Raw genomic sequence first — 21,900 nt, forward strand, 5'->3', positions numbered from 1 at the left:
TTATCCTTTCATAATACGCTTTTCACAAAGCCCAGTACCAGGTCGCTGGCCACCCAGAGGGCGCCACCCATCGCTATGGAGAGCGCAGCGAGCAGCAATGTGGCAGACGTCTCGCCTATCCGCCTCTTCCTCAATTCTCTGTAGACGCTAAACGCGAGGAAAAATACGCCCATCATCAGGATGCCAAGCAAGAAAGGCATGAGCGCTGGCATGGCCAACCCTCCAATGGGGTTGATGAAAGTCGAGGCGCCAAGCTTTTCCGGATTATACGTATACCAGTGCATGACGCCGCCAGCGCCATCGAGCAGGAAGGCGAATACGACGGCGACCAGGAAGTACGTCATCCATTTGAAGAACGGCATGCCAGTGCCCTTATACGACAGCCGCTCTGATATCCAGAATGACGATATCGCCGCTATGGGCCATAACAGTGAGAATATGTCTACGACGCCCTCAGGGTCGTTAAAAAACCCGTAGCTTTTCGCGAGCCAATAATAAATCATATATGAGAAAAACGTGATGAACCACAGCCTGGTCATATCTCTGTTCCTCCCCCTCACCACGTAATGTGTGAGAAACACCATGAGGGGGCCGACAATGGCCAGGACGTATAAAGCGATTATAGAGATATCCACGAAACCACCTTCAGCCTTGCTAATGTATCGGTGCCCCTATATTATTGTATGCGTCAGGCACCCTGCAAAAGCGTCGGACAGAAGCGCATGGTTTAGCACGTAATCCTCGAACGTGGCCCCTCCACCCGAAAGCTTGTTACGCAGCAAGGTCAGCGTGCTGGCGGACAGCGCCACATCCTTAAAGGTAATCTCATCGTAAACGCATTCGCCCATGACCACCTCGTTAATCTCGTCTACGAGGCGGCGCACGAGCGAAGGCGAAGGGGTGCCATCGGCATCTACGTAGCTTATTATCCTCTGCGCCTCGAATGAAAATTTCCTGGCTATATGCGAAGCGACCCGGTCGCATGGGTCCTTAAGCCGGCGGATGAGGGCGGATGCGTCCTTGACGTCCTCTGCTTTGAATAGCAGGCCGCGGCACAGGTCCTCGTCAAACCCGGTCCAGGTCCTCACCCAGTAGTCCATATCCTCCTCGGGACGGCTTCCCATATCGTGGTCCGTGTCAAAGCCGCCATCAAAGTACAGCCTCCTGCCATCGTTCAAGACGATGGTTAGCAGGGCGTCCCCGCCGTCATCGCTCACCACGTTGTTGCTTTTACGTAGCCAGGCCATCCTGGCTATCCCTTCGCCGTCTATAGACCTGGTGGCGGCGAGGTCGTTGAGCGCTTTGAAGAGCAGCCTGAAAAGCAGGTACTCCATCGTGCCCGTGCCTTCCGGGTCGAACCTGGGGGTACGGTCTAAAGGCTTCCAGTCGCCATTAATGAACTCCGCCATAGCGCATGGCGATACCTGGATGAGCGCCATTATCGGCAGGATGAGCTTTTGCCTCTCATAGCGCTGGTAATGGTCTTTCACTCCGCTAGAATCAAACCTTATAAACGGGTATTTTTCTAGCTCCTCCTTGTTGAGCGACTCGAAGGCTTTCTCGCGCTCCTCCTTAGGCATGCTGTCCGGAAATACGGGCAAGCGCAGCGATATCTCGTCGAACTCCTGGCATTCATGGTCCTTTTTATTGATTAAGCCCGACATATAGCCGTCAAAGTCCTCTTCGATGCCCGATGCTTTCGCGTATCGCTCGAAAAGAAGACGCGCATCGGGCGTATCCCAGAATGGCAGCCTTATCGTCCTTCGCATCTCCACGCCCTTTTCATACAGGGCCTCCCTTATAATTGATTCGCAGGCCATGCCGCTGAAATACCTGTACCCGAAAAGTGCGTGCATGTCAGCGGGCCTTACGCACGCCATTACGTGTCGAACGACCTGGCGAAATGCAGGCAGATCCCTTTTAAGGTAATAGTGTGCCGTCGTATGGCTCTGCCTGGGAGGCCGGACCATAATCCTTCCTAATATGCCTTTTTTTTCGAAGCCCTCGCAAATTTTTGCCGCCCATCCCCTGCTGACGTCTCCTCCCAGGTCTCTCTCGATTTTGGCCGGGTATGATATGAACGGCTTTTGCTGTGGGCTGCCGACGGGCGCGTAGCCTTCCCGCTCGATAAAGTATAGAAGCACGCTCCACTCTTTACTTGTCAGGCCCATAGGTAAGACGCCTTCGACATCTGTAAAGTATGTCGCTTAAGCCTTAACACTTTAGAGTCGTTTAAATATTTGAACTTTAAGATATGGTGAGATTAGAGGTGACATTCATGGCAAAGGCGAATAAGAAGTCAAAGGCGCCGGCAACTGACAAGGCCAAGGATGCAACTGCTAAGGCTGAGAATAAGCAGTAAGTTATGATCACGCTATTTTACATTATTTTTATTTTTGCTTTTTACGTATCTTCAAAGTAATTGTTGAAAAACGCTACTATTCTGCCGGGCATTTTTCACCACGAGGTACATAAAAGACACTAGGTACACAATCTCTTTATTATTTAAAAAAATTGTGTACTTAGTGTTAGCTTGTGTTCTTTGTGGTGAGAGGGGTGGTGTTAGCTTGTTTCATCTTGGCGGAAATTTTCCAGAATTACACCGGCCATAGTATGTTTGATATTTGTAGAATATTTTAGAAACAATGATATGATGTGTAAATCTTTCAAATTAAATCCCTTCTTAAAATCGTTCGTATTCCTGTTCTCTTTTGCTACAAAATCCTCTATTTTATATGACGTGGTGAACTACACGACTGGGCGCTTTTATTAGAATAAAATGATAATGCGAGCCAATAGTTTTATGTAATGAACGATAGTTTACATTATTGAACGATTTCCATGATAGCGCTGTTCGAAAAGTACGTAGACATGAAAATACTGGGCCTATTCCTGTCTAACCCGAATACCTCTTACCACGTCAAGGGGATAGCCAGAAAGCTTGGGGTCAGCCCGGCGAGCGTAAGCCACGCGATGAAATATTTCGAGGACATGGGATATGTGATAAAAGAAGAAAAAGGGCTCGCACATATTTACCAGCTAAACAAAGAGCACCCCGTCGTCGCCTCCTTAAAGAAGGCCTATGGCATAGCGCTCGTACAGTCGGCGAACCCGGTCGAAGCCTTCCTTTCGGCAGACCCTAACATCGTATCGTTTGCGTTATATGGGGAGTATGCGGACGGAAGCTTTGACGAGCAAAGCGATATCGAGTTCATAGCGGTGGCGCCGTCGGCCATCGACAAGTTCTCAAACACCCGGAAGTTCTCAGAGGTCAGGAAGGCTCTCGAGGAAAAGCTGGGCAGGCCTGTATCCATATTCGTGGCCACGATGTCCATATGGAGCGCTATGAAAGGCGCTAACGACCCCATGTATAAACGGATCATGGATAACCATGTCCTTATATATGGCAATGGGCTGGAAGACCCATTTGTGATATAATGGGCATTATTTCATGCCTACGATTCCATCGGTCACTATGTTAAGTTCCCACGGCCCCGTCGGTCACTATGACCATGCCATTTCTGGCCCCGAGTATTTTTAGCACGTCTGCGCCGTTGGCCGTGACCCCGCTCTTGCTTCTGAGCATAACGATCTCCTTGCCGCTGAGCGCCACGAGGTCGCTTTCATTACCCCTACGGTCTTGCCCGGCTGGCTTATAAACGATGCTGTTCTCTAAAAGGCCCCGCGTCAAATCCTTATCGGAGAGCAGGGCTTGCGCGTCGCTGATGGAAAAGTCTCTCTTGATAGCGCCGTCCGTCGGGGCGAAGACCAGGTAGTCCCCGCGGCCTCTGAGCTTCTCGCCGTATCCGGCGGCTTTCACGGCGGCCGTGAAGATTGAAAGCTCTCGCGCGTTTTCCAGGGCGTCCATCACGCTCATGCCCGCTCCGTGTGTCGGCAGCCGTACCCTGACGCTCCACTCTCTCTGGGGCATCATGCCGCCCATCCCTGGAAATGGGAATTCGCCCATGTCCGGCATAAACTGCCCGGGTGGCCTGTCCCATATCTGCCCGTCAAAAAATTGAGCCTGCGCAGGCGCCATCATAATAAAAAGCAAAGCAAGCGATACCGGTATCCATCTTACTCCATCCATTCTCATCCCCGGATAAAAACATAGTACGTATCGTTAAATAGCTTGGCAAAATATTGAGAAGGGTTGAAGGGAGGCCTGAAATCGCGCCGATGGAAACTTTAAAACATAGGATGACCATATAATGGTGGAAGTATTGAGATGGTAATGGACGATGTGTGGACTGAGAAGTACAGGCCGAAGACTTTAGACGACGTCATCGGGCAGGAGCAAATCGTCAGGCGGCTCAAGTCATACGTAAAATCCGGGAACCTGCCGCACCTGCTCTTTTCGGGGCCGCCGGGCGTGGGGAAGACCGCGTGCGCCGTCGCCCTGGCGAAGGACATGTTCGGCGATGCATGGCAGAATAATTTTATAGAGCTGAACGCCTCGGATGAGCGGGGCATAGAAGTCGTCCGTAACAATATAAAGAATTTTGCGAGGACCTCCCCTCTAGGGGAGGCCAGGTTTAAGGTCATTTTCCTGGATGAGGCGGACGCCCTCACAGCGGACGCCCAGTCGGCATTGAGGCGTACCATGGAGCGCTATACAGCAACGTGCCGGTTCATCATCTCATGCAACTATTCCTCTAAAATCATCGAGCCGATCCAGTCGAGGTGCGCTATCTACAGGTTTGGCCTGCTCGGCCCGAAGGACGTCGAGACGATGGTCAGGCGCATCGAGAAGGGCGAACACATAAAGGTCAGCCCTGACGGTCTGGAGGCCCTCATATACGTGGCGAGGGGGGACATGCGGAGGGCTATCAACGCGCTGCAATCCGCCTCGACGGTGACGAAACACGTCACTGCTGACGTAGTTTTTGAGACCATGAGCATTGCCAGGCCTAAAGAGATAGAGGACATGCTGAAGCTCGCCCTCAACGGGCAGTTCATGGACGCGAGGAATAAGCTTGACGACCTCTTGATTAAGTATGGACTTTCCGGAAACGATGTCGTCGACCAGATCTATTCCGCCATGTTCGCGCTTGGGCTGGATGAAGGCGTGCTGGTCGACCTGGTGGACAGGATTGGCGAGGCCGACTTCCGGCTCACTGAAGGGGCGAACGAGCGCATACAGGTAGAGGCTTTGCTGGCGCACTTTAAGATGCATGGCGAGGCCATGAAAAAATAGGGTTATTTATTATTGATTAGCTGGGCGTATGCCTCATCGATATAAGCCTCTACGCTAAGTTTTTTCTCCTTTGCGATGGCCAGCGCTGCGACTTCTGGCGTCACCAGCCCCCCGTATTGTTCTCGCTTTTTGGCGGCCATTTCAAGGGCGGCCTCACGGCTCATTCCTGCCGATATAAGCAGGTCGATGGTCCTGTCGAACAGGCTTCTACATGTCAATTTCAACCTGAAGTCCCGCGGAACCTGGGCCTCCTTGACGTTGAACGTCGGCACGAGCTTTCCACCTTCTTCTTTTAGTAGTCCCTCCCTTAATGCAATATCAATGGCTTCTCTGCTCTCATCAGGCGTTAACCATTTCAGCTCATAAGCCAGGGCAAAGGTGAACTCTGTACGGCTGAGGCGAGACTTACCCCTGCCCTTGAATACGTGAGCTATCGCATTTTTGAGGCCGTCTACATCCACTTTTTCTTCCATGATAGAAGGCAAAGCCTGCCTCACGGCTTACTCCTTGAAATGCTCCATGACCGTCTCAATGGTATCCGCGACTTCCTCGGGCAGCGTCCTTCCCTGCCCGTGGATGCCGGCTATCTTCAGCGTGAGGTCGCCGTCCAGCGTCGCCCTCACCAGGAAGACGTCGTCTACAAGCGACATCTTATCATAATTCTTATCCATATACGTGTAGCCGACCGTGACCCTGTAATCGACCGTTCCCTTTTCTGGGACTTCCGGCAGGATAGCGGGAAGGGTTATCTGGCTAAGCGGCTTGAAATCCAGCTTATTCTCCACTATGTGGACGGTCACGTCCCTCCTTGCCTTCACTGTGCCCGGATTCCTCTTAACGTTCGGTCCGACGGTGTCGAACTCCATGTGGCCAGACTTTCCATACATGCTCGCCATCACCCTTGTTAGGTACTTCAAATCACGGTTAAATCCATAATGCCGCTCGAGGTCGACTTTCTGGGGAAAACGATAATACAGCCTATCCATAAAACCCATGCTCCTACGCTGTTTTTATAGTAATTGAATGGGTTTTAGCGCCATAAACTTTACGTACGCCACATATGTAGTATCATATGCTCTTCAAGCGTTAATAACACGGACATTCAAGGGTAAATCCGCTATAAACATAAGTTGGGTTCTAGTACTTTTACGCGGACTTCAAGGATGAGGCATATGATAAACATAGTAGAGCTAATGGTTGATAACGAGTTCATGGATATCGATGCTTTAAAGTCCATGTTCTTGCACGGGATACGCGAATACCTATCCAGCCATGGATATGATGTGACCCCTGTTGACCGGAGCGAGTGGTATAGCTTTGAGCGGAAGCTGCTCGTCGACACGAACGCCCCCGAGCCTTATATCAGCAAGGCGGTGGATGCTCAGAACAAAAAGCAAAAGGACGCATATGGCGTGCTCATAAACTAAAGGTCATAGGGGAAGTGGCCTCATTGCACCAGCCATTTTCCCCTTACTCCTCCTACTTTTTAGCATTCTCCAGCACGTCGGATGGCTTGTCTTCCCCTGGCATCTTCTTGAGGTCCTTCGTGGTCTTCGCCGTATCCTCCAGGTCCTTCTTGAGCTGCTTTTCTATGTCAGCGACCTCTGCCCGGAGCTCATCCGGGTTGGGTATCTTGCCCAGGACGTCCTCGGGCTTGCCCACGATGCGCTCCACATCGGTAGCCGCGCCCACCTCGGGGACTTTCTCCTCGGATGCCCCCAGATACTTAGCCGACTGCTCGATTAGCTTCGAGATCTCGAAGGGGAATATTATCTTCGTGGCCTGCCCGCTGGACATCTTCGCGAGCGTGTCGAGCGATAATACGGTCAAGGCCTTCTTGTCCAGGGGGACGGCTCCCAGCGAGATCAGCCGCAGCGCTTGAGCCTGGCCCTGTGCCTGGAGTATGCTTGAAACCCTGGCGCCTTCCGCCTCAAGTATCCTGGACTGCCTCGTGCCCTCCGCCTTCAGGATCATCGCCTGCTTGGCGCCCTCGGCCTCCAGTATGGCGGAGCGCTTATTACCGTCAGCCAGTAAAATAGCAGCCCTCCTGCGCCGCTCGGCAGAAGTCTGCTCCTCCATGGCTGCCTTAACAGGCCCCACGGGGTCTACCTCACGGATCTCCACGGCCTCCACGCGGACGCCCCAGGCGTCCGTCGCCTTATCCAGAATGTCCCTCAGCTTACCATTAATAAGGTCCCTATTATATAAAATCTCATCTAGCTCCATGTCGCCTATGACGCTCCTCAGCGTCGTCTGGGCGAGGGCTATAGTAGCAATCCTGTAGTTGGTAACCTCGAAGTATGCCTTCTCAGGGTCAACCACCTTAATGTACACGATGGCATCCACGTTTGTGGGCGAGTTATCCTTAGTTATCACTTCCTGCTTCGGTATGTCGAGCACCTGGGTGCGCAGGTCCATCTTTATCACGTTGCTGACCAGCGGGAAAACCCAGTTAAAGCCAGGGTTCAGCCGCCCCCTGTACTGGCCCAGCAATATCCACAAGCCCTGCTGGTATGGCTGTATGATGCGTATACCCGAGACCAGGATAAGGATGACTGCCCCTATCACGAATAGTGTTATTAAGACGAACAATACTTCAAACCCAATACCTACTTGTAACAACATCACGATACCCTCTTTACAAACAGGTGCACGCCCGATACGCGTACCACTGCGACCTTCTCGCCTTTCCTGATAGACTCGTCAGAGGTGGCGCTCCACACCTGGGAGTCTATTTTCACCTTGCCGTCTATCGTGTCCGGCACGATGTCATTGACTACCTCCCCGACCTTGCCTGCCAGCGAATCCATGCTGGTCGTAAGCGGCTTCTGCCCTGGTGCCAGCCGCCTGTAAAATGCTATGGTTGCAATGCTCACAACTATCGTTATTATTGCGAACAAGAAAGGGCTCCAAGGATAGGACAGCAGGTCAGGTATTAGTATCATTAGCCCGCCAATGATCACCAGGATGGTGCCCGGCACCACTGCAAAGAATCCCGGCAATACGACTTCTATGAGGAGGAACAACGCCCCCACTAGCAGTAAAACCCAACCCATTTCCATATTGATCAAGCTATTATTAGAGCTCTCAATATATCTATTCTTCCGAGGCTTTATATCTCTTGAAGTTTAATGGGTTATGAGGTATGGATATGCGGGCAGTCAGGATAATGGCCTTGCTTTCCATGGTTGTTGTATTGTCGGGGGCAGCGATAGCGGTCCCTGGGTCCGCCATGCAGGCATCGGACAACGGCAACGCAAGCAGCGGCAGCCTTCCCCTATACTTCATAATCGATAGCACTCTGGGGGCGCACGAGCAGGACATAAAAGATGGCATATTTGAATATGAGTTCGAGGCGGCAAGAAATGACCCGGCGCTTCAGGCATCACTCATCCAAAAGAGGTGCGACGAGCTTAAGTCGGAGGTTAAGAATAGAAAGGAGCTGCTGAGCGCGCTTTTATTAAGGGATGGCGTGATGCGTGGCGACCAGCTCGTGGCAGTGGCCGAAGAGATGAACGCCAGCATAGAGAAGCTGGATGGCCGGTCCAGGAAGCTGGACGGGCGTGCGGCTGGCCTAGGGGCGGCAAATGATAAAAAGGCTTACGAGGACTCCATTATTCCGCTGATGAGCGATTTGAGCAACGCGCAGGGAATGGTGGCGACCATATCGCAGAAGGCCAATAATAAAGGGCCATCCGGCAATGGTAATGGCAATAGAAGATAGCTAAGCCTTTACGCCTTTTTAAAGATGCTATCGAGCAGGGACGCCTTTACGCTACATGATTCGTGATGGCCGCATCGCGCGCACCATTTTCCTTTAATCGCTTCCGGCATCCTGCCCTCGTCCATTTCAAGCACGCGGTTCCTGGCATACAGCGCTCTCCTTTTGTCTTCGTATCGGACTTCAGCCCGCCTTAGGCACCAGCCGGTGACGTATTCGACCGCGCCCTGGCCGCAATCGACGCCATACCTCTCGGAAATGAGCATTGCATAGGCAGCGAGCCGCACTCGGTCCGAGGAGTAGATGCCCGACTCGGGTGGCGTAGAGGCAGAAATAATCACTGGCATCAATCTGCCCTCAATATTAACAACCTTATCGATGGTCCCGGAAAGGCGCAATCTATCAGAATATATTGATAAAGCGGCAGAAGCAGGGGATAATAGCCGTATGAGCGCATAGTCGCCGAGCAGTTGCCTCTCGCGTGCGAGGCCACGCAAGATGTCGGGCATCCTGTCCATCGCTTCCCGGCATGCGGCCTCTATGGCCCGCCCAAAAGGCTCCCCATAAATGGCCAGGGCATCGGAGCCTGAGCGGCGGATAGCCTCGTCGAGGCAGGATTCGGGCATATTTGATGGCATCACTAAAGGCAGGGCATATGATATGGACTTAAATATGCTTGCCCTCACCTCAGCATCGGACACTGGTGAGACGCTTTTGCGCTTAAAATATACGAGCCGTGGGCAAAGGTAATACGAGGCGATATCAGATGCCCTGACATACTTATTTACATATTTATGCACATAATTCCATCACATTATAACCATAAAAAGTTGTCGTCGAGTGCCATGTCTGCCCTGAATATCGTTTAATGCTGTACTAATAAACGACAGCCACGTCAGGAGAGCCTTACCGGGCTTGGGGCGGCGCTCTCCTTTTCGATGACCACTGCCGTGCCGTAGGCCAGCACTTCGGTCATGGACTGCCCTAGCTCTGATGAGTCAAAGCCCACGCTTATTACCGCATTAGCGCCCATTGCCCTTGCGTGTTCCTTCATGCGCTCCAGCGCCTGCTGCCTCGACTGGTTGAGCAAGTCCGAGTACTCGTGGATCTCTCCACCGAAAATAGTCCTGAGGCTTGCCACTATGTTGCCGCCAAGGCCGCGGCTTCTCACGACCAGGCCCCAGGTAAAGCCTAACGTTCTCGATATCTTATAGCCCGATACATAAGGGGTACTTACCACGACGATGTCATCAACCATCCATGAGCCTCCTGTTAAGCACTTTAACCAGTGTAATAAATTATTACACGTGGGCGTTTATCAATGATAATTGATGAGCTTTAACCTTAAAGTTATGCTCCTGTTAATGCTGGCTGTCATCAAAAAGCCCGCATCATCGATAACGTCCACAACATCCAGAAGCTTTTGGGTGAGGAGTATGGCATTTAACAGGCTCGTCATATTGCTGCCCGCCGCCTGATGCCTATACCAGTTTTTCCCGGGCGTACTCGACGGCGTTCCTCCATATGCGGATCCCATCGCCCTCCTCGGGCAGAGGCTCGCCTTTACGCCGATGCTCCTGGCACAGCCTGGCATAGTGGGGATGGTTGGTGATGTGGTTGAATGCTTCGGGGTGTGGCATTAATCCAAACACGCGGCCCGTCTCGTCGCAGATGCCGGCTATGGCGTCGACCGACCCGTTAGGATTCATGGGGAACTCCATCGTAGGCCGGTAGCCCTCGTCCGCATACTGCATGACGACGTGGCCATTTCTCCAGAGCCTGTCCAGCACTGATTTGTCGCCAGGGATGAACTTGCCCTCGCCATGTCTTATAGGTAGATACATCCTCTCTATGCCCCTTGTGAATACGCACTTCGAGGCCGGGTTAAGCTTCAAGTACACCCAGGCGTCCCTGAAGCCCTTATCGTTATAGAATACCGTGCAAGTCTGCTCCTTATAGTTCCCGTCGAAGCCTGGCAGAAGCCCCATCTTCACGAGTATCTGGAATCCATTACAGATGCCGATTATCAGCTTGCCGTCCTCGATAAATCTCAGTATTTGCTCTATCATGGGGCCACTCGGCGTCCTTGCGTAGAGGAGCTTGTTGGCGAACGCCTTGCCGCTACCCAGGTCATCGCCGTATGAGAATCCTCCTGGAAAGTTAAGGATATGGTAGTCCTCTAAATCGTACTTGCCATCGATGACGTCGTTTATGTGTGCTATGGTGGCCTCGGCGCCAGCAAGCTCACTGGCATAAGCCGTCTCCATCTCGCAGTTTATGCCATACCCGGTAAGCACAAGCGACCTTACTCCCATCCTTACCACCTCAGCGGGTATTGCCAGGACTCTTTCAGCGCCCCAATAATAGTGTCAATTACGCGACTTCCCTTTAGGCCTCTTACTAGAAACCTATCGTCAGGCCTTACTGTGCCTATGGACTCGCATTCGACGCCATCCATGGCCTGCCTGAACGCCTTCTCATTCTCGGGGGCCACGGTGACCACGAACCGGCCCGCAGACTCCGAGAAGAGAACCTGGGCGTCCTTGTTGAGCCTTTCCGCAGGTACCCTTAATAGATCAATGTCCATGCCCAGCCCGCCAGCGAAAGCCGTCTCCGCCAGGGCCACGGCCAGGCCCCCGTCTGAGCAGTCGTGGCAGGATGCCACGAGGCCCGCGTCAATGGCCTTCGACAACGCCTGGTAAGTCTTTTTATTTGTAATGGCATCCACTTTTGGCACGCTGTTGCCAATGGCGCCCAGCAAGGCGTAAAACCTGGAGCCCCCCAGCTCATCCTTAGTCTTGCCCACGACGAACACGATATCCCCTGGCGCCTTCGCGTCCATGGTAACGCACTTCCTCACGTCGGGTATGACGCCTATGGCTGAAAACAAAATGGTTGGCGGTATTGAAATCTTATACTCCTTCCCATCCTCGCCCTTCAGCTTGTAATCGTTCTTCATGGAATCCTTGCCCGATATGCATGGCGTGCCATAGGCTATGGTATAGTCGTAGAGTGCCTTGTTCGCCCTTACAAGCTGGGCAAGCTTATAGTGGCCGTCCGGCGTCTTCTCGGGGTCGTATACGGGGTCACACCAGCAGAAGTTGTCGAGCAGCGCGATGCGGTCAAGGCTGGCGCCGACCGCTATGAGGTTCCTGATGGCCTCATCGATGGAGTTGGCCGTCATGTGATACGTGTCAATGTCACCGTAGAAGGGGTTGATGCCGTTGGCGACTGCCAGCCCCTCCATCCTATCCAGGATGGGCCTTATCACCCCCGCATCGCTTGGGCCGTCGTTGTCCTTGCCTACCAGTGGCTTGACCACCGACCCTCCCTGGACTTCGTGGTCGTATTGCCGTATCACCCACTCCTTGCTTGCGATGTTCAAGTCTGATAGCAGGCTCATCAAGTAGCCTGTCAGCCCCTCTTCGGGTAGCTTCGGCTCATCGTGCTTCGGGGCGCTCCACTTCGCCGTCAGGCTCATCCTCGGGAGGCCGTGGTGCAGGAAATCCATGTCAAGGTATGCCACTGTCCTGCCATCGTATAAAACATGGAACCTGCCGCTATTGGTGAACTTTCCTAAGACGGTTGCCTCGACCCCACGGCGCCTGCAGAGCGACATGAAGTCGTCGAGCTTATCCGGCGGCACGGCCAGCGTCATCCGCTCCTGCGCCTCTGATAGAAGGATTTCCCACGGGTCAAGTCCGTGATACTTGAGCGGCGCCTTCTCCAGGTGTAGCTCGCATCCTCCCGCCGACTCGGCCATCTCGCCGACCGAGGATGAGAGGCCTCCGGCCCCGTTATCGGTGATACACTTATACAATCCCATATCACGGGCCTCGAGGAGCATATCGAGCATCTTCTTTTGCGTGATGGGGTCCCCTATCTGGACTGCCGTGGCCGGCGAGCCTTCGTGCAGCTCCTCCGACGAAAAAGTCGCACCGTGTATCCCATCCTTCCCGATGCGGCCGCCCACCATGACTATTAGATCGCCGTCATCGGCCTTCTTCTCATGTGAAGGCCTGCCGTTTATCATGGCGGGCATGAGGCCGATGGAGCCACAGTATACCAGAGGCTTGCCGCCATACCTGTCATCAAACAAAATGGCTCCATTTATGGTAGGGATGCCATTCTTGTTTCCGCCGTCCTTTATGCCCCTCACCACTCCTTCCATTATTCGCCTGGGGTGGAATATGCGGGGCGGCAGCCTGCCCTTATAATATGGAGACGCAAAGCACAGAACATTGGTGTGCGCTATTATCTTCGAGCCCATGCCCGTGCCGGCGGGGTCCCTGTCCACGCCCACTATGCCCGTAATTGCGCCGCCATACGGGTCAAGCGCAGATGGGCTGTTGTGCGTCTCCACCTTGAATGCAACGTTGTAATCCTCAGTAAACCGTATGATGCCCGCGTTATCCTTAAAGACAGAGACGAGCCAGTCTACTTTTTTCGCTATCTCCTGAGTAGAGCCCTGTATGTACGTCTTGAAAAGGCTATCGATGGACTCCTTCCTGCCATCCTCATAATAGTCAATGTGGGCGTTGAATATCTTGTGCTTGCAGTGCTCGCTCCACGTCTGGGCCAGCGACTCCAGCTCCACGTCCGTCGGCTTATCGCCCAGCCCGACCTTCCTCCGCTCCTCAAGAACCCTGGCCTCCTTAAAGTAGTCCCTGATGCGCCTCATCTCTTCGAGCGATAGCGCCAGCGTGCCCTTCCGGCTTATCTCCACGAGCTCCCTGTCGCTCACGTCTAAATTAATCTCTCTAACCTGCGGCTTATGGGCATCCCTGACAAGCGGGACGTAAGGCTCAATCCTGCCATCCCACCCGCTGCCCTCTATTATGCTGAAGCGCTCGATGAGCTCGTTGCCGAGAAGCTCCTTGCTTATCCTCTCGATCTGGGGCCTTGACAGCTTTCCTTTTATGAGGTATTGCATGGAGGTGTGGACCGACTCGTCGGGCTTCAGCTTCCTGCCCAGCCTATCCTCGATGGCCTCTTTTCCCGTCTTGCCCTCGTTATCCGTGACTCCTGGCCTGAACCCTACCTCTACCATCCAGTCGAAACCCTTTGCCAGCGGCCTGTCCAGCGAGTACTCCTGTACTATTGAGTCAGAAAACGGCCCGGACGCCACGGCCTTCTTCTCATCGTCCGTAAGCTCAGCATTGACGGTATAGACCTTTATGGTCTGCACGCTATCTGCGCTTAAGCCCAGGTGGCTCTTGATGGAAGCTTTGACGCTTTCCCCGGCGGCGTCCCTGTACCCTGGCTTTAGTGCGACCTCGATCCTGAATGGCATGATATCCCAAGCTAAACAATCGGCTGTCTTGCTAATAAGCTTATCCACGGCCTAATCTCATCAACGTTGAGTACGCGTTTCATGGGATAAATACCTTTATGAGCATATCAAAAGCCAAACGTCTTGCGGACAATTTTCAGTGCGCAATAATCGCCGCACATGGTGCAGGCTTCCTTATCCTCTGGCATGCGACTGGCCCTCACTTCTCTGGCGAGGCCAGGGTTTAGCGCCAAGCTGTACATCTTTTGCCAATCGAGGTTTTTCCTGGCATGCCCCATCTCCAGGTCACGCTCCCTTTTCCCGTATTTTATCATGTCGCCTACATGGGCCGCCAATCTCGCGGACATGACGCCAATCCTGACGTCCTCTGCGTTAGGGAGGGCCAGGTGCTCTGCGGGCGTGACATAACAAATAAAGTCTGCGCCATAGGCCGATGATAACGATGCGCCTATGGCTGCAACAATGTTATCATAGCCAGGCGCTATATCCGTGACCAGCGGGCCAAGCATGTAGAACGGCTTTTCGTTTGATAGCCGCTTCATCAAAACGACGTTTGCCTCTATCTCGTCCAGGGGAATATGGCCCGGCCCTTCTACTATGGTCTGGACTCCAAAGTTAAACGCCTGATCGGCGAGCTCAGAATTAATGATCAGCTCCTGTATCTGGGCCCTATCCGTAGAATCGTGTACTGCGCCGGCCCTCATGCCATTGCCCAGGGACAGCGTGACTTCATGCCTTTTTAAAATCTCCAGCAAGTAATCGAACTCGCTGTACAGCGGATTTTCCTTGTCGTTATGTATCATCCAGGCAGTCATAAAAGCGCCGCCCCGGCTGCATAGCCCGCCATGCCTGCCCTGTTTTTTTAGGCGTTCCACCGTTATCCGGTTTATGCCCGTGTGGATGGCCATGAAACTCGTGCCGAGCCTCGCCTGCTCTTCGGTGATGCGAAACAGGTCATCCTCTTTCATGTGCACCACTGCACCGTACTTTCTTGCAGCCTCGATGAATGCCTGGTAAAGTGGGACGCTGCCTACTGGTAAGGAAGTGGCCTCGCATACTCGCTTACGGATGTCAAGAAAATCGCCTCCGGTCGAAAGCTCCATGAGCGTGTCAGCGCCAGAGTCTTCCGCGGCCCTGGCCTTCTCTACCTCGCCATCGACGTCTACGATGTCCGATGACGTCCCGATGGAGGCGTTAACCTTTGTCCTTAAGCCCTTGCCTATCCCAACGGCACGCGCTTTACGATAGGGGCTTATTGGGATGACTATATGCCCCCCGGCAACGCCACGCCTGATAAAATCCGGGGTTACGCCCTCATCTTTTGCTACGGTTTTCATATCTTCCGTTATGATGCCTTTTTTTTTGCTTCATCAAGTAAACTCATGATAATACTGGCCTCTGATAAGTGCTTGATACATATACTCATATATAAAATTAACTTGCATTAAATCAAAATAAGTTGTTTTACTATAATGGGTCATGGGTCAAGAAGGCCCGCAGAGCCGTGGGAGCATTCACTATATTTCGCTTTGCATGGCGGGACAAAAGTTGCACAGGGCAAACGGAACGTCTTTCTCCTTTTCCCTTATCGGGCAATAGTAATTATCGCCCCTTCGCTCCACGATGAAGCCGCCCGGGAAGGGCATCCCAACAGGATGCCCTGGCTCCTCAAGCACGAACATGGTGAAGCAGGATACGAGGTAATAATACCAGCCATATTGGCCCCTATCCCGGTTCTCGCTCTCCTCCATGGCCATCAGGCAATATTCCTCGAATGCTTTCTCATCCTTGATGCGCCCGTCCATCGCCTTTAGCGTGCCATCGCCATGCATGCGCATGAGCCTAAAATAGCTGCCGAATAGCTGCTCGGTAAAATAGGGGCGTACTTTTTCCCGATAAGGCGAAGGGACCTTATTGGCCTCGGCCTCCACGAAGGCGCTAATCCTTTGAAGGTCGAACACGCTAAGGCGGCCTAGCTCGATGGCAAGCGCCTCGCCAAGCTCGCTTTTCCTTTTAAGAGGCCTAAGCATGCTAAAGACTTCGCCAGCCCTTCCGCGAGTAGCCATATTGGTGCCTCGAAGGCTTATTTATGCTTAGCCGATATGAGCTTTATGGCGATTTCGGGGCCATTAAACCCTCCTGCACCTGCGCGGGCCAAAATAAATACGTGGTCGGAAAAGTCGCTCAATCCTCCCGCATCGTCATTGCCCACGATGATGGTATAAAGCCGGGTGCCATTACGCCTCTTCATGTCCTCTAGCCTGGCGAGCAAGAGCTCGTCAGACACTGCGGAAAGCCCATCCGTGATGAACAATAGGTCCGCATTCTCATACTCGTGCTCCTTCAGCGCATCGAGGCCTTCCCTGAGCGCCGTGTTGAAATCCGTCCCACCCTCAAACGTATTGCTCAAGAAGTCCAAAAACTCGGATGCCATCCTTCTGGAGCCAGTCAGCTCTATACAGGTGTACTGGTCTACGGATGAGAATAAGAAAACCTTTACGTCCCTGCCCTCCTTAAGCATTCGCCTTACGAGGGCCAGCACTACGGATTTGGCGATAGCCTCGGGTGCGCCATGCATAGAGCCAGAAGTATCCACTAATGCCACCATTGGCCCCCGCTTTTTCCGGGGGCCGTCAGCAAGGCCCTTACCAATTAATTGATACGTGAGCAGCTTACCCTCAATCCACCTGGCGAAAAACAGGGCCTTTAGCGTCTCATCCTGAAGCTTAACGCTCTCGACGGGCAGCATGTGCTGCAGGTCATTCGACGTCGTAATTGAATACAGCTCTGACCGGCCATGTCCTGCCGGTGACGCTCGCCTCACGCCTGGCTCCGCCTCTGACCTTCCAATGCCATCGAGCATCTTCCTTAAGTCCTCGTTAAGCTCGACGAGCTTAGAATACTTATCCAGGCTTGCATAGCATGCCCTATGCAGCTCCAGCATTGCGTGGTCCCAGCCCCTGCCCGGGAACAATAGCGAGAGCGTCTCAAGCGAGGCCAGGTGTCCCTCCACCTCATTCACGCTCTCTGATATGGCGAGCAGGGCATTCCTCGCCAGCAGGCCCATGAACTGCCTCGAGCCGTCGTCTTCCTGATAGCGCTCAACCTGCTCGACAAGCCCCACGTCATTCAAGCCTACCGATGAAGGCGCCTCTAATGATATGGGCCTTTCGCTTTTTACCCTCCTATACCATAGTTCCATGGTTTTTTCCAGCATGGCCTTGAACTGTTCGAAGTAGGGCAGCATGCTCTCGGACAATCCACCTTTCCATATGTGGTCGATCAGGCCCGGGCTATCGAGCAGGTCGAGCACCCTGTTTAAAATTATCTTTAGCAAGATGATGCGGGAGACGTGGCTGCCGCCGGCCAGGGACTTCAGCTTCGCCCACTCCCCCGAGGCCTTCAAGGATATAAAAAGAAGGTAAAAGACGCCCAGCCTCTCGATAAAGCGCCGGGCATCCCTTATCTCATAATCCTCGCCAAGCACTATCTCCCTATAAAGTATGCTGGCGATCTCCTCGCGGGCGCCACGCGGGATATTCCTTGGCAGTATGATGGTCTCCATGATCTCTTCGCTGTCCAGCGGTTCCTTCAGTATGCCATCCAGGGCCGTCATTGGGCCCCCGCCTGGAAAGCAGCAACCCTGTCCATCAGGCTGACCTGCCCATCCCGCTCGATCATGGACTCGATTATACGCAGGGTACGCTCTATATCCTTGAGCAAGCTTACTTTATTATTGCAACGATTCATGATGGCCAGCTTATCATTCCTCGACACCCACATGTTAGCGTCCAGCAATCCCTTCAGATCTCCGGACTCTTCTTCAACCTTCACGCGTGCCTGGGCATGGCGCTCGAACATGCCGGCCAGCTCCATGATGTAGGAGCGGATGCGATGGGGCGTGTTTTCCACGAAGTTCCAGCCATACTCGTCCTGCAGCACTTTAATGAGGTCAGCGTAGCCGAAATAGCGCAGGTGTAGGCTTATCCTGTAAGGGTCATAGTACGAGTGCTCGGGATACAGCGTCTTATGGATGTATAGCTTTTTCGAGTTATCCAGCACCTCGTTACAATCGTAGCATCGGATACGCAATGGAAACTTAAAGTCGACGGACCGCTGCACGAGCGATAGTAGGTCGTCGGCCTCATTTTTCAGCTTCTCGAGGCTCACTCCACCCGATATTATCAAGTCCATGAGGACGTCTCTTATTTGGCCCTTCTGCTCTGGCCGGTCCCACGCCATGTGCTGGAGCAGCAGCGCCATGGACCTGTCCACGCTCTCCTTACCCATGGCAGCGGCGGCGACCCTGAGGACGTTGATGATCTTTTTCCATCTCCGGTCTGAGAGGTGGATGCCCTTTGCCCGAAACTCTCTCCTCGCTTCGAGGATGATCTTCTTAGCGTCTTCCTCAACTTCAACCCGCCTCGCCATCTCCTGGACTTCCCGGACCTTCTGCAGGGACAGCCTGGCCCGTGCTTTGAACTGGTCCGGGCTGAATATCAGCTCAAGGAAGTTAGCCTCGTCCTCCACGTATCTCACCTGGCACCTGAACAGGAACCGATCGTATAGCGCCTCGAGGCTCTCGTTTTCCTCTGGAAGCTCGTTAGAGGCGCCGAAAGCGGTGAGGAGCGGCACGTCGATGACCCTGCTCCCGTTATGGAACTTACGCTCGTTCAGGAGGGTTAAAAGGCTATTAAGTATAGAGCTGTTCGACTTGAATATCTCGTCCAGGAAGGCGACGTGTGCCGTTGGAAGGTAGCCGTCCGTCTTCCTGCAGAAATCGTCCTGCTGGAGAGCTTTTAGAGATAGCGGGCCGAAGATCTCCTCGGGCGTCGTGAATCGAGTCAGCAGGTAATAGAAGAACCGTCCCTCGATGGCCTCGCATATGCTCTTCGATAGGAGCGACTTTGCCGTGCCAGGCGGGCCCAGGAATAATACGTGCTCTCCGGCCAGCATGGCCAGCAGCGAGCAGTTTATCTCCTCGGTGCGCTCCTTGAAGTGTCGCTCGAACTCTTCTCTGATTTTCAGTAAATCACCTTTAGCGCTTATTTGTCGCATCCCCCGTGCCGACGCGCGATATCTGGGAGATTTGTATATTAACGTATTTATTTTATTTAGCAAACGGGCATATTAGTTTTCTAATATTATGGAAAGAAGCCTGTGCATGTCCAGGCTGGCCTGTACATGGCTTGCCAGCTCATCGTAGGGGTCTTTTGTCGTGGCAGTTTGCTTATAGGGAATGCCCTTTTTTTCGCAGGCAAAGCGCAGGAGAGCCCGGGTAAATTGCCCGTTTTCGAAGAGGCCGTGCAGGTACGTGCCGATGACGGTGCCCGAATCGCTGACGCAGCCGTCATCCTCGAAGGCGGGGCTGCCGGATACGCTCATTCCCATATGTATCTCATATCCTCTTACCGTTGTCCCTTTGAGCGGCCCCAGGATGGGCCCGCCCGCCGTAACCCTTTTCGATACCTGCCGGGTGAGCTTTTCATACTGGCCGAACGTCGTGGTGACTGGTAGCAGCCCCAGGCCTTCTATCGTCTCAGCTTTGCCCCCTTCTATGCCCGAGTCTATCACTTTTTGGCCCAGCATCTGGTATCCGCCACATATGCCGATTATCGGCGTCCCCATCGCAGCCAGCCGTTTGATCCTTTCAAAATGAGGCGAGCCCCGGAGTGCTTTCAAATCGCTCACCGTGTTCTTGGTGCCCGGCAAAATCAAGATATCGGGCGCTCCAAGCTCCTCGTCGAGAGCCACATACCTTACCCTTGCGAGCCTCTCCAGCGGCTCGAAGTCCGTAAAATTCGAAATAAAAGGCAGCCTTATCACGGCAACGTCTACACCACACCCAGCGCCATCAGCCTTATCATCTATAGAGACCGAGTCCTCGGAAGGCAATGAAAACCTTTTATAGGGTATCACGCCAAGGACTGGCACCCCTGTCAGCCTCTCGAGCTCCTCGATGCCGCCTTTTAATAGCGAGGCATCGCCCCGGAACTTATTAATGATAAAGCCCTTGACGAGCTTCTTATCCTCTTCTGGCAATAGCATGTAGGTGCCGTAGAGGCTTGCGAACACCCCGCCGCGCTCTATATCGCCAACTATGACGATTGGGGAGCCTACGGCCCTGGCTAGCCTGGAGTTTGCGATGTCGCGCTCGTAGAGGTTTATCTCCGCAGCCCCTCCTGCTCCCTCTATAACGATAACATCATGAGCGTTAGCCAGCCTCTCAAGTGCGCCAAGGGCGATGCGCATCATATCGTCCACGCTTCCATAGTATTCCCCTACCTTTCGGTCGCCCAGTGGTTTTCCGAGCACTATTACCTGCGATGTCATATCGCCTTTGGGCTTCAACAGGACAGGGTTCATGTCCGCCGATGGCTCCACCCTGGCGGCGAACGCCTGCATCGCCTGCGCTATTCCCATCTCTCCGCCATCACGGGTGACCCAGGAGTTGAGGCTCATGTTTTGCGCCTTGAAGGGCGCCACCCTGTAGCCCATGTTCTTCAAAATCCTGCAGAAGGCTGCCACTATCGTGCTCTTCCCCGCGTGGGACTGCGTCCCCAAAACCGTGATAAGCCTGGCATGGCCATTAAAGGACATAGCTAATCCACATTACTTTATCTTCATAAACAAAAGTTGGATTGGTATATAAGGGTTTCATCGAGGAGGAATGACGATCCAAGCCATAAAAAGTGTCAGCATGAGTTTTTTAGTTCGGTGATATGGACAGAAATTATTAATAACGGCTTTCTTTATTAACATAATGTTAAGGTAAGCGATCCTAAAAGCGAATGGGATAAAAAAGCAAATGCTCTATAATGGGTTGATAAATCCCCAGTATGCCATTCAAAAACTGGCGTGACTGAAATCAACATTACACCGCAAGGATATGGCGATTATGCCTTATACTGGTCCGGCGAATATAGAGATTCAAGTCACATAGCATAGCGAAGTAAAACCCCACGCTTCTGGCTCTCTAAGATATTTTCATTAAATTTCTATAAGCAATTAAAAAATTAACATTTAAATAGATGGCCTGTATAAATATAAGGGATTATCATGGAAGCGACAATCCTTGGGGTCCAGCTAGACGATAATGACGCTTGCGTGCTGAAAATGGCCTTTGATGTAAGAGATAAAAAACCCAATTATTTGACGGCCAGCAAGGTCAAGGGAAAAGAGGCCAGCCTTGAGAAGCTGATAAAAAGCGGATTTATTGTTAAGTCTATCGCCCGTAAAACAAGCCATTATTCGATAAGCGAGAAGGGTATAGTGGCATATAACATGCTGCCAAAGGAAATGGTTAGTGTTGCGGGGGCGAAAAAGGGTAAAGGGAAAAAGGACGAGCTGGCGGAATTGAAGGCCACCGTCGAAGAGATGAACAAAAAGCTCGACAGGATATTATCGCTACTGGGCGGAGCAATGCCGGCAGAAGAGAGAAAATCGATGGATAGGGCGGATGCATTTGAAAAACAGCTCATAGAGGAATACAAAAAGCTCAGGGCAAGAGAATTCCTATCCGACGGCAAGGTCTGGCACGACCAGCTCAAGAGAATAATGATGGAGCGCTACCAGTACAAGGACTACGAGTACGACGAGCTTTTACAGCAGCTAAAGCAGGAAAAGCTCGGCATGATAAGCCTCTCCCAGGGGAAGGATAAGACCTGGATAGAGATAAGGGCTTGATGC

The 21,900-nt window shown here is 52.8% G+C and carries 21 protein-coding genes and 1 pseudogene; 6 read left to right on the forward strand and 16 right to left on the reverse strand.

Annotated features, from left to right (window positions below; translation table 11 throughout):
* Nucleotides 1–8: 8 nt before the first annotated feature.
* Complete coding sequence (locus tag MTC_RS05955) at nucleotides 9–635, reverse strand: hypothetical protein (RefSeq protein ID WP_014405787.1); 627 nt, start codon at nucleotides 633–635, stop codon at nucleotides 9–11.
* A 36-nt stretch (nucleotides 636–671) separates the two neighbouring features.
* A complete protein-coding gene (locus MTC_RS05960; RefSeq protein ID WP_014405788.1) occupies nucleotides 672–2,171 on the reverse strand; it encodes a hypothetical protein in 1,500 nt (499 codons plus the stop codon).
* A 670-nt stretch (nucleotides 2,172–2,841) separates the two neighbouring features.
* Here MTC_RS05960 and MTC_RS05965 point away from each other — a divergent pair.
* Complete coding sequence (locus MTC_RS05965) at nucleotides 2,842–3,438, forward strand: winged helix-turn-helix transcriptional regulator (RefSeq protein ID WP_014405790.1); 597 nt, start codon at nucleotides 2,842–2,844, stop codon at nucleotides 3,436–3,438.
* A gap of 40 nt (nucleotides 3,439–3,478) precedes the next feature.
* On the opposite strand, the gene MTC_RS12665 is transcribed toward MTC_RS05965, so the two are convergent.
* Complete coding sequence (locus MTC_RS12665) at nucleotides 3,479–4,096, reverse strand: fasciclin domain-containing protein (RefSeq protein ID WP_081476802.1); 618 nt, start codon at nucleotides 4,094–4,096, stop codon at nucleotides 3,479–3,481.
* Nucleotides 4,097–4,228: 132 nt separating this feature from the next.
* On the opposite strand from MTC_RS12665, the gene MTC_RS05975 reads away from it, so the two are divergent.
* Nucleotides 4,229–5,197 (forward strand): replication factor C small subunit, encoded by a 969-nt coding sequence (locus MTC_RS05975; protein ID WP_014405792.1) that lies wholly within the window; start codon nucleotides 4,229–4,231, stop codon nucleotides 5,195–5,197.
* A gap of 2 nt (nucleotides 5,198–5,199) precedes the next feature.
* On the opposite strand, the gene MTC_RS05980 is transcribed toward MTC_RS05975, so the two are convergent.
* Together MTC_RS05980 and MTC_RS05985 are read right to left on the reverse strand one after the other, a co-directional pair.
* Nucleotides 5,200–5,694, reverse strand: coding sequence for a DUF2240 family protein (locus MTC_RS05980; RefSeq protein ID WP_014405793.1), 495 nt, complete (start codon nucleotides 5,692–5,694; stop codon nucleotides 5,200–5,202).
* A 3-nt stretch (nucleotides 5,695–5,697) separates the two neighbouring features.
* Nucleotides 5,698–6,183: a hypothetical protein gene (locus tag MTC_RS05985; RefSeq protein WP_014405794.1), complete on the reverse strand. Its 486-nt coding sequence runs from the start codon at nucleotides 6,181–6,183 to the stop codon at nucleotides 5,698–5,700.
* Nucleotides 6,184–6,369: 186 nt separating this feature from the next.
* On the opposite strand from MTC_RS05985, the gene MTC_RS05990 reads away from it, so the two are divergent.
* On the forward strand, nucleotides 6,370–6,624 hold the full coding sequence (locus tag MTC_RS05990; RefSeq protein ID WP_143767085.1) for a hypothetical protein: 255 nt from the start codon (nucleotides 6,370–6,372) through the stop codon (nucleotides 6,622–6,624).
* Nucleotides 6,625–6,676: 52 nt separating this feature from the next.
* On the opposite strand, the gene MTC_RS05995 is transcribed toward MTC_RS05990, so the two are convergent.
* Both MTC_RS05995 and MTC_RS06000 read right to left on the reverse strand, forming a co-directional pair.
* Nucleotides 6,677–7,822 carry an SPFH domain-containing protein gene (locus MTC_RS05995; protein WP_014405796.1) on the reverse strand — a complete coding sequence of 382 codons (1,146 nt, stop codon included), beginning with the start codon at nucleotides 7,820–7,822 and terminating at the stop codon, nucleotides 6,677–6,679.
* On the reverse strand, nucleotides 7,822–8,259 hold the full coding sequence (locus MTC_RS06000) for an NfeD family protein (RefSeq protein ID WP_014405797.1): 438 nt from the start codon (nucleotides 8,257–8,259) through the stop codon (nucleotides 7,822–7,824). Before MTC_RS06000 ends, MTC_RS05995 begins: the two co-directional genes overlap by 1 nt.
* Nucleotides 8,260–8,342: 83 nt before the next feature.
* Here MTC_RS06000 and MTC_RS06005 point away from each other — a divergent pair, with 83 nt between their 5' ends.
* Nucleotides 8,343–8,921: a hypothetical protein gene (locus MTC_RS06005; RefSeq protein ID WP_048189085.1), complete on the forward strand. Its 579-nt coding sequence runs from the start codon at nucleotides 8,343–8,345 to the stop codon at nucleotides 8,919–8,921.
* 8 nt (nucleotides 8,922–8,929) lie between these two features.
* Here the strand turns inward: MTC_RS06005 and MTC_RS06010 are convergent, their stop codons facing one another.
* Nucleotides 8,930–9,718 carry a CRISPR-associated protein Cas4 gene (locus MTC_RS06010; RefSeq protein WP_014405799.1) on the reverse strand — a complete coding sequence of 263 codons (789 nt, stop codon included), beginning with the start codon at nucleotides 9,716–9,718 and terminating at the stop codon, nucleotides 8,930–8,932.
* A 95-nt stretch (nucleotides 9,719–9,813) separates the two neighbouring features.
* Complete coding sequence (locus MTC_RS06015) at nucleotides 9,814–10,176, reverse strand: heavy metal-binding domain-containing protein (RefSeq protein ID WP_014405800.1); 363 nt, start codon at nucleotides 10,174–10,176, stop codon at nucleotides 9,814–9,816.
* 73 nt (nucleotides 10,177–10,249) lie between these two features.
* Between MTC_RS06015 and MTC_RS13300 the strand changes: the two genes are divergently transcribed.
* Nucleotides 10,250–10,396 (forward strand): hypothetical protein, encoded by a 147-nt coding sequence (locus MTC_RS13300; RefSeq protein WP_158308497.1) that lies wholly within the window; start codon nucleotides 10,250–10,252, stop codon nucleotides 10,394–10,396.
* A 3-nt stretch (nucleotides 10,397–10,399) separates the two neighbouring features.
* Here MTC_RS13300 and MTC_RS06020 read toward each other — a convergent pair whose 3' ends face one another.
* The 7 genes and pseudogenes from MTC_RS06020 to MTC_RS06050 form a co-directional block, all read right to left on the reverse strand.
* Complete coding sequence (locus tag MTC_RS06020) at nucleotides 10,400–11,233, reverse strand: phosphoribosylformylglycinamidine synthase subunit PurQ (RefSeq protein WP_014405802.1); 834 nt, start codon at nucleotides 11,231–11,233, stop codon at nucleotides 10,400–10,402.
* A 2-nt stretch (nucleotides 11,234–11,235) separates the two neighbouring features.
* Nucleotides 11,236–14,211, reverse strand: a complete 2,976-nt coding sequence (gene purL, locus MTC_RS06025; RefSeq protein ID WP_014405803.1) for a phosphoribosylformylglycinamidine synthase subunit PurL — start codon at nucleotides 14,209–14,211, stop codon at nucleotides 11,236–11,238.
* A gap of 107 nt (nucleotides 14,212–14,318) precedes the next feature.
* A pseudogene (gene thiC / locus MTC_RS06030) lies at nucleotides 14,319–15,595 on the reverse strand (phosphomethylpyrimidine synthase ThiC).
* Nucleotides 15,596–15,728: 133 nt separating this feature from the next.
* A complete protein-coding gene (locus MTC_RS06035) occupies nucleotides 15,729–16,277 on the reverse strand; it encodes a DUF2115 domain-containing protein (RefSeq protein WP_014405805.1) in 549 nt (182 codons plus the stop codon).
* A 17-nt stretch (nucleotides 16,278–16,294) separates the two neighbouring features.
* On the reverse strand, nucleotides 16,295–17,827 hold the full coding sequence (locus MTC_RS06040) for a vWA domain-containing protein (protein WP_014405806.1): 1,533 nt from the start codon (nucleotides 17,825–17,827) through the stop codon (nucleotides 16,295–16,297).
* Complete coding sequence (locus tag MTC_RS06045) at nucleotides 17,824–19,269, reverse strand: AAA family ATPase (protein ID WP_014405807.1); 1,446 nt, start codon at nucleotides 19,267–19,269, stop codon at nucleotides 17,824–17,826. The genes MTC_RS06040 and MTC_RS06045 overlap by 4 nt, the downstream gene beginning before the upstream one ends.
* A 72-nt stretch (nucleotides 19,270–19,341) precedes the next feature.
* A complete protein-coding gene (locus MTC_RS06050) occupies nucleotides 19,342–20,811 on the reverse strand; it encodes a cobyric acid synthase (RefSeq protein ID WP_014405808.1) in 1,470 nt (489 codons plus the stop codon).
* A 459-nt stretch (nucleotides 20,812–21,270) separates the two neighbouring features.
* On the opposite strand from MTC_RS06050, the gene MTC_RS06055 reads away from it, so the two are divergent.
* Nucleotides 21,271–21,897: a hypothetical protein gene (locus tag MTC_RS06055; protein WP_014405809.1), complete on the forward strand. Its 627-nt coding sequence runs from the start codon at nucleotides 21,271–21,273 to the stop codon at nucleotides 21,895–21,897.
* The last annotated feature ends 3 nt before the right edge of the window (nucleotides 21,898–21,900 follow it).

Source organism: Methanocella conradii HZ254 (genome assembly GCF_000251105.1).
In the GTDB taxonomy this organism is placed as follows: Archaea; Halobacteriota; Methanocellia; order Methanocellales; family Methanocellaceae; genus Methanocella; species Methanocella conradii.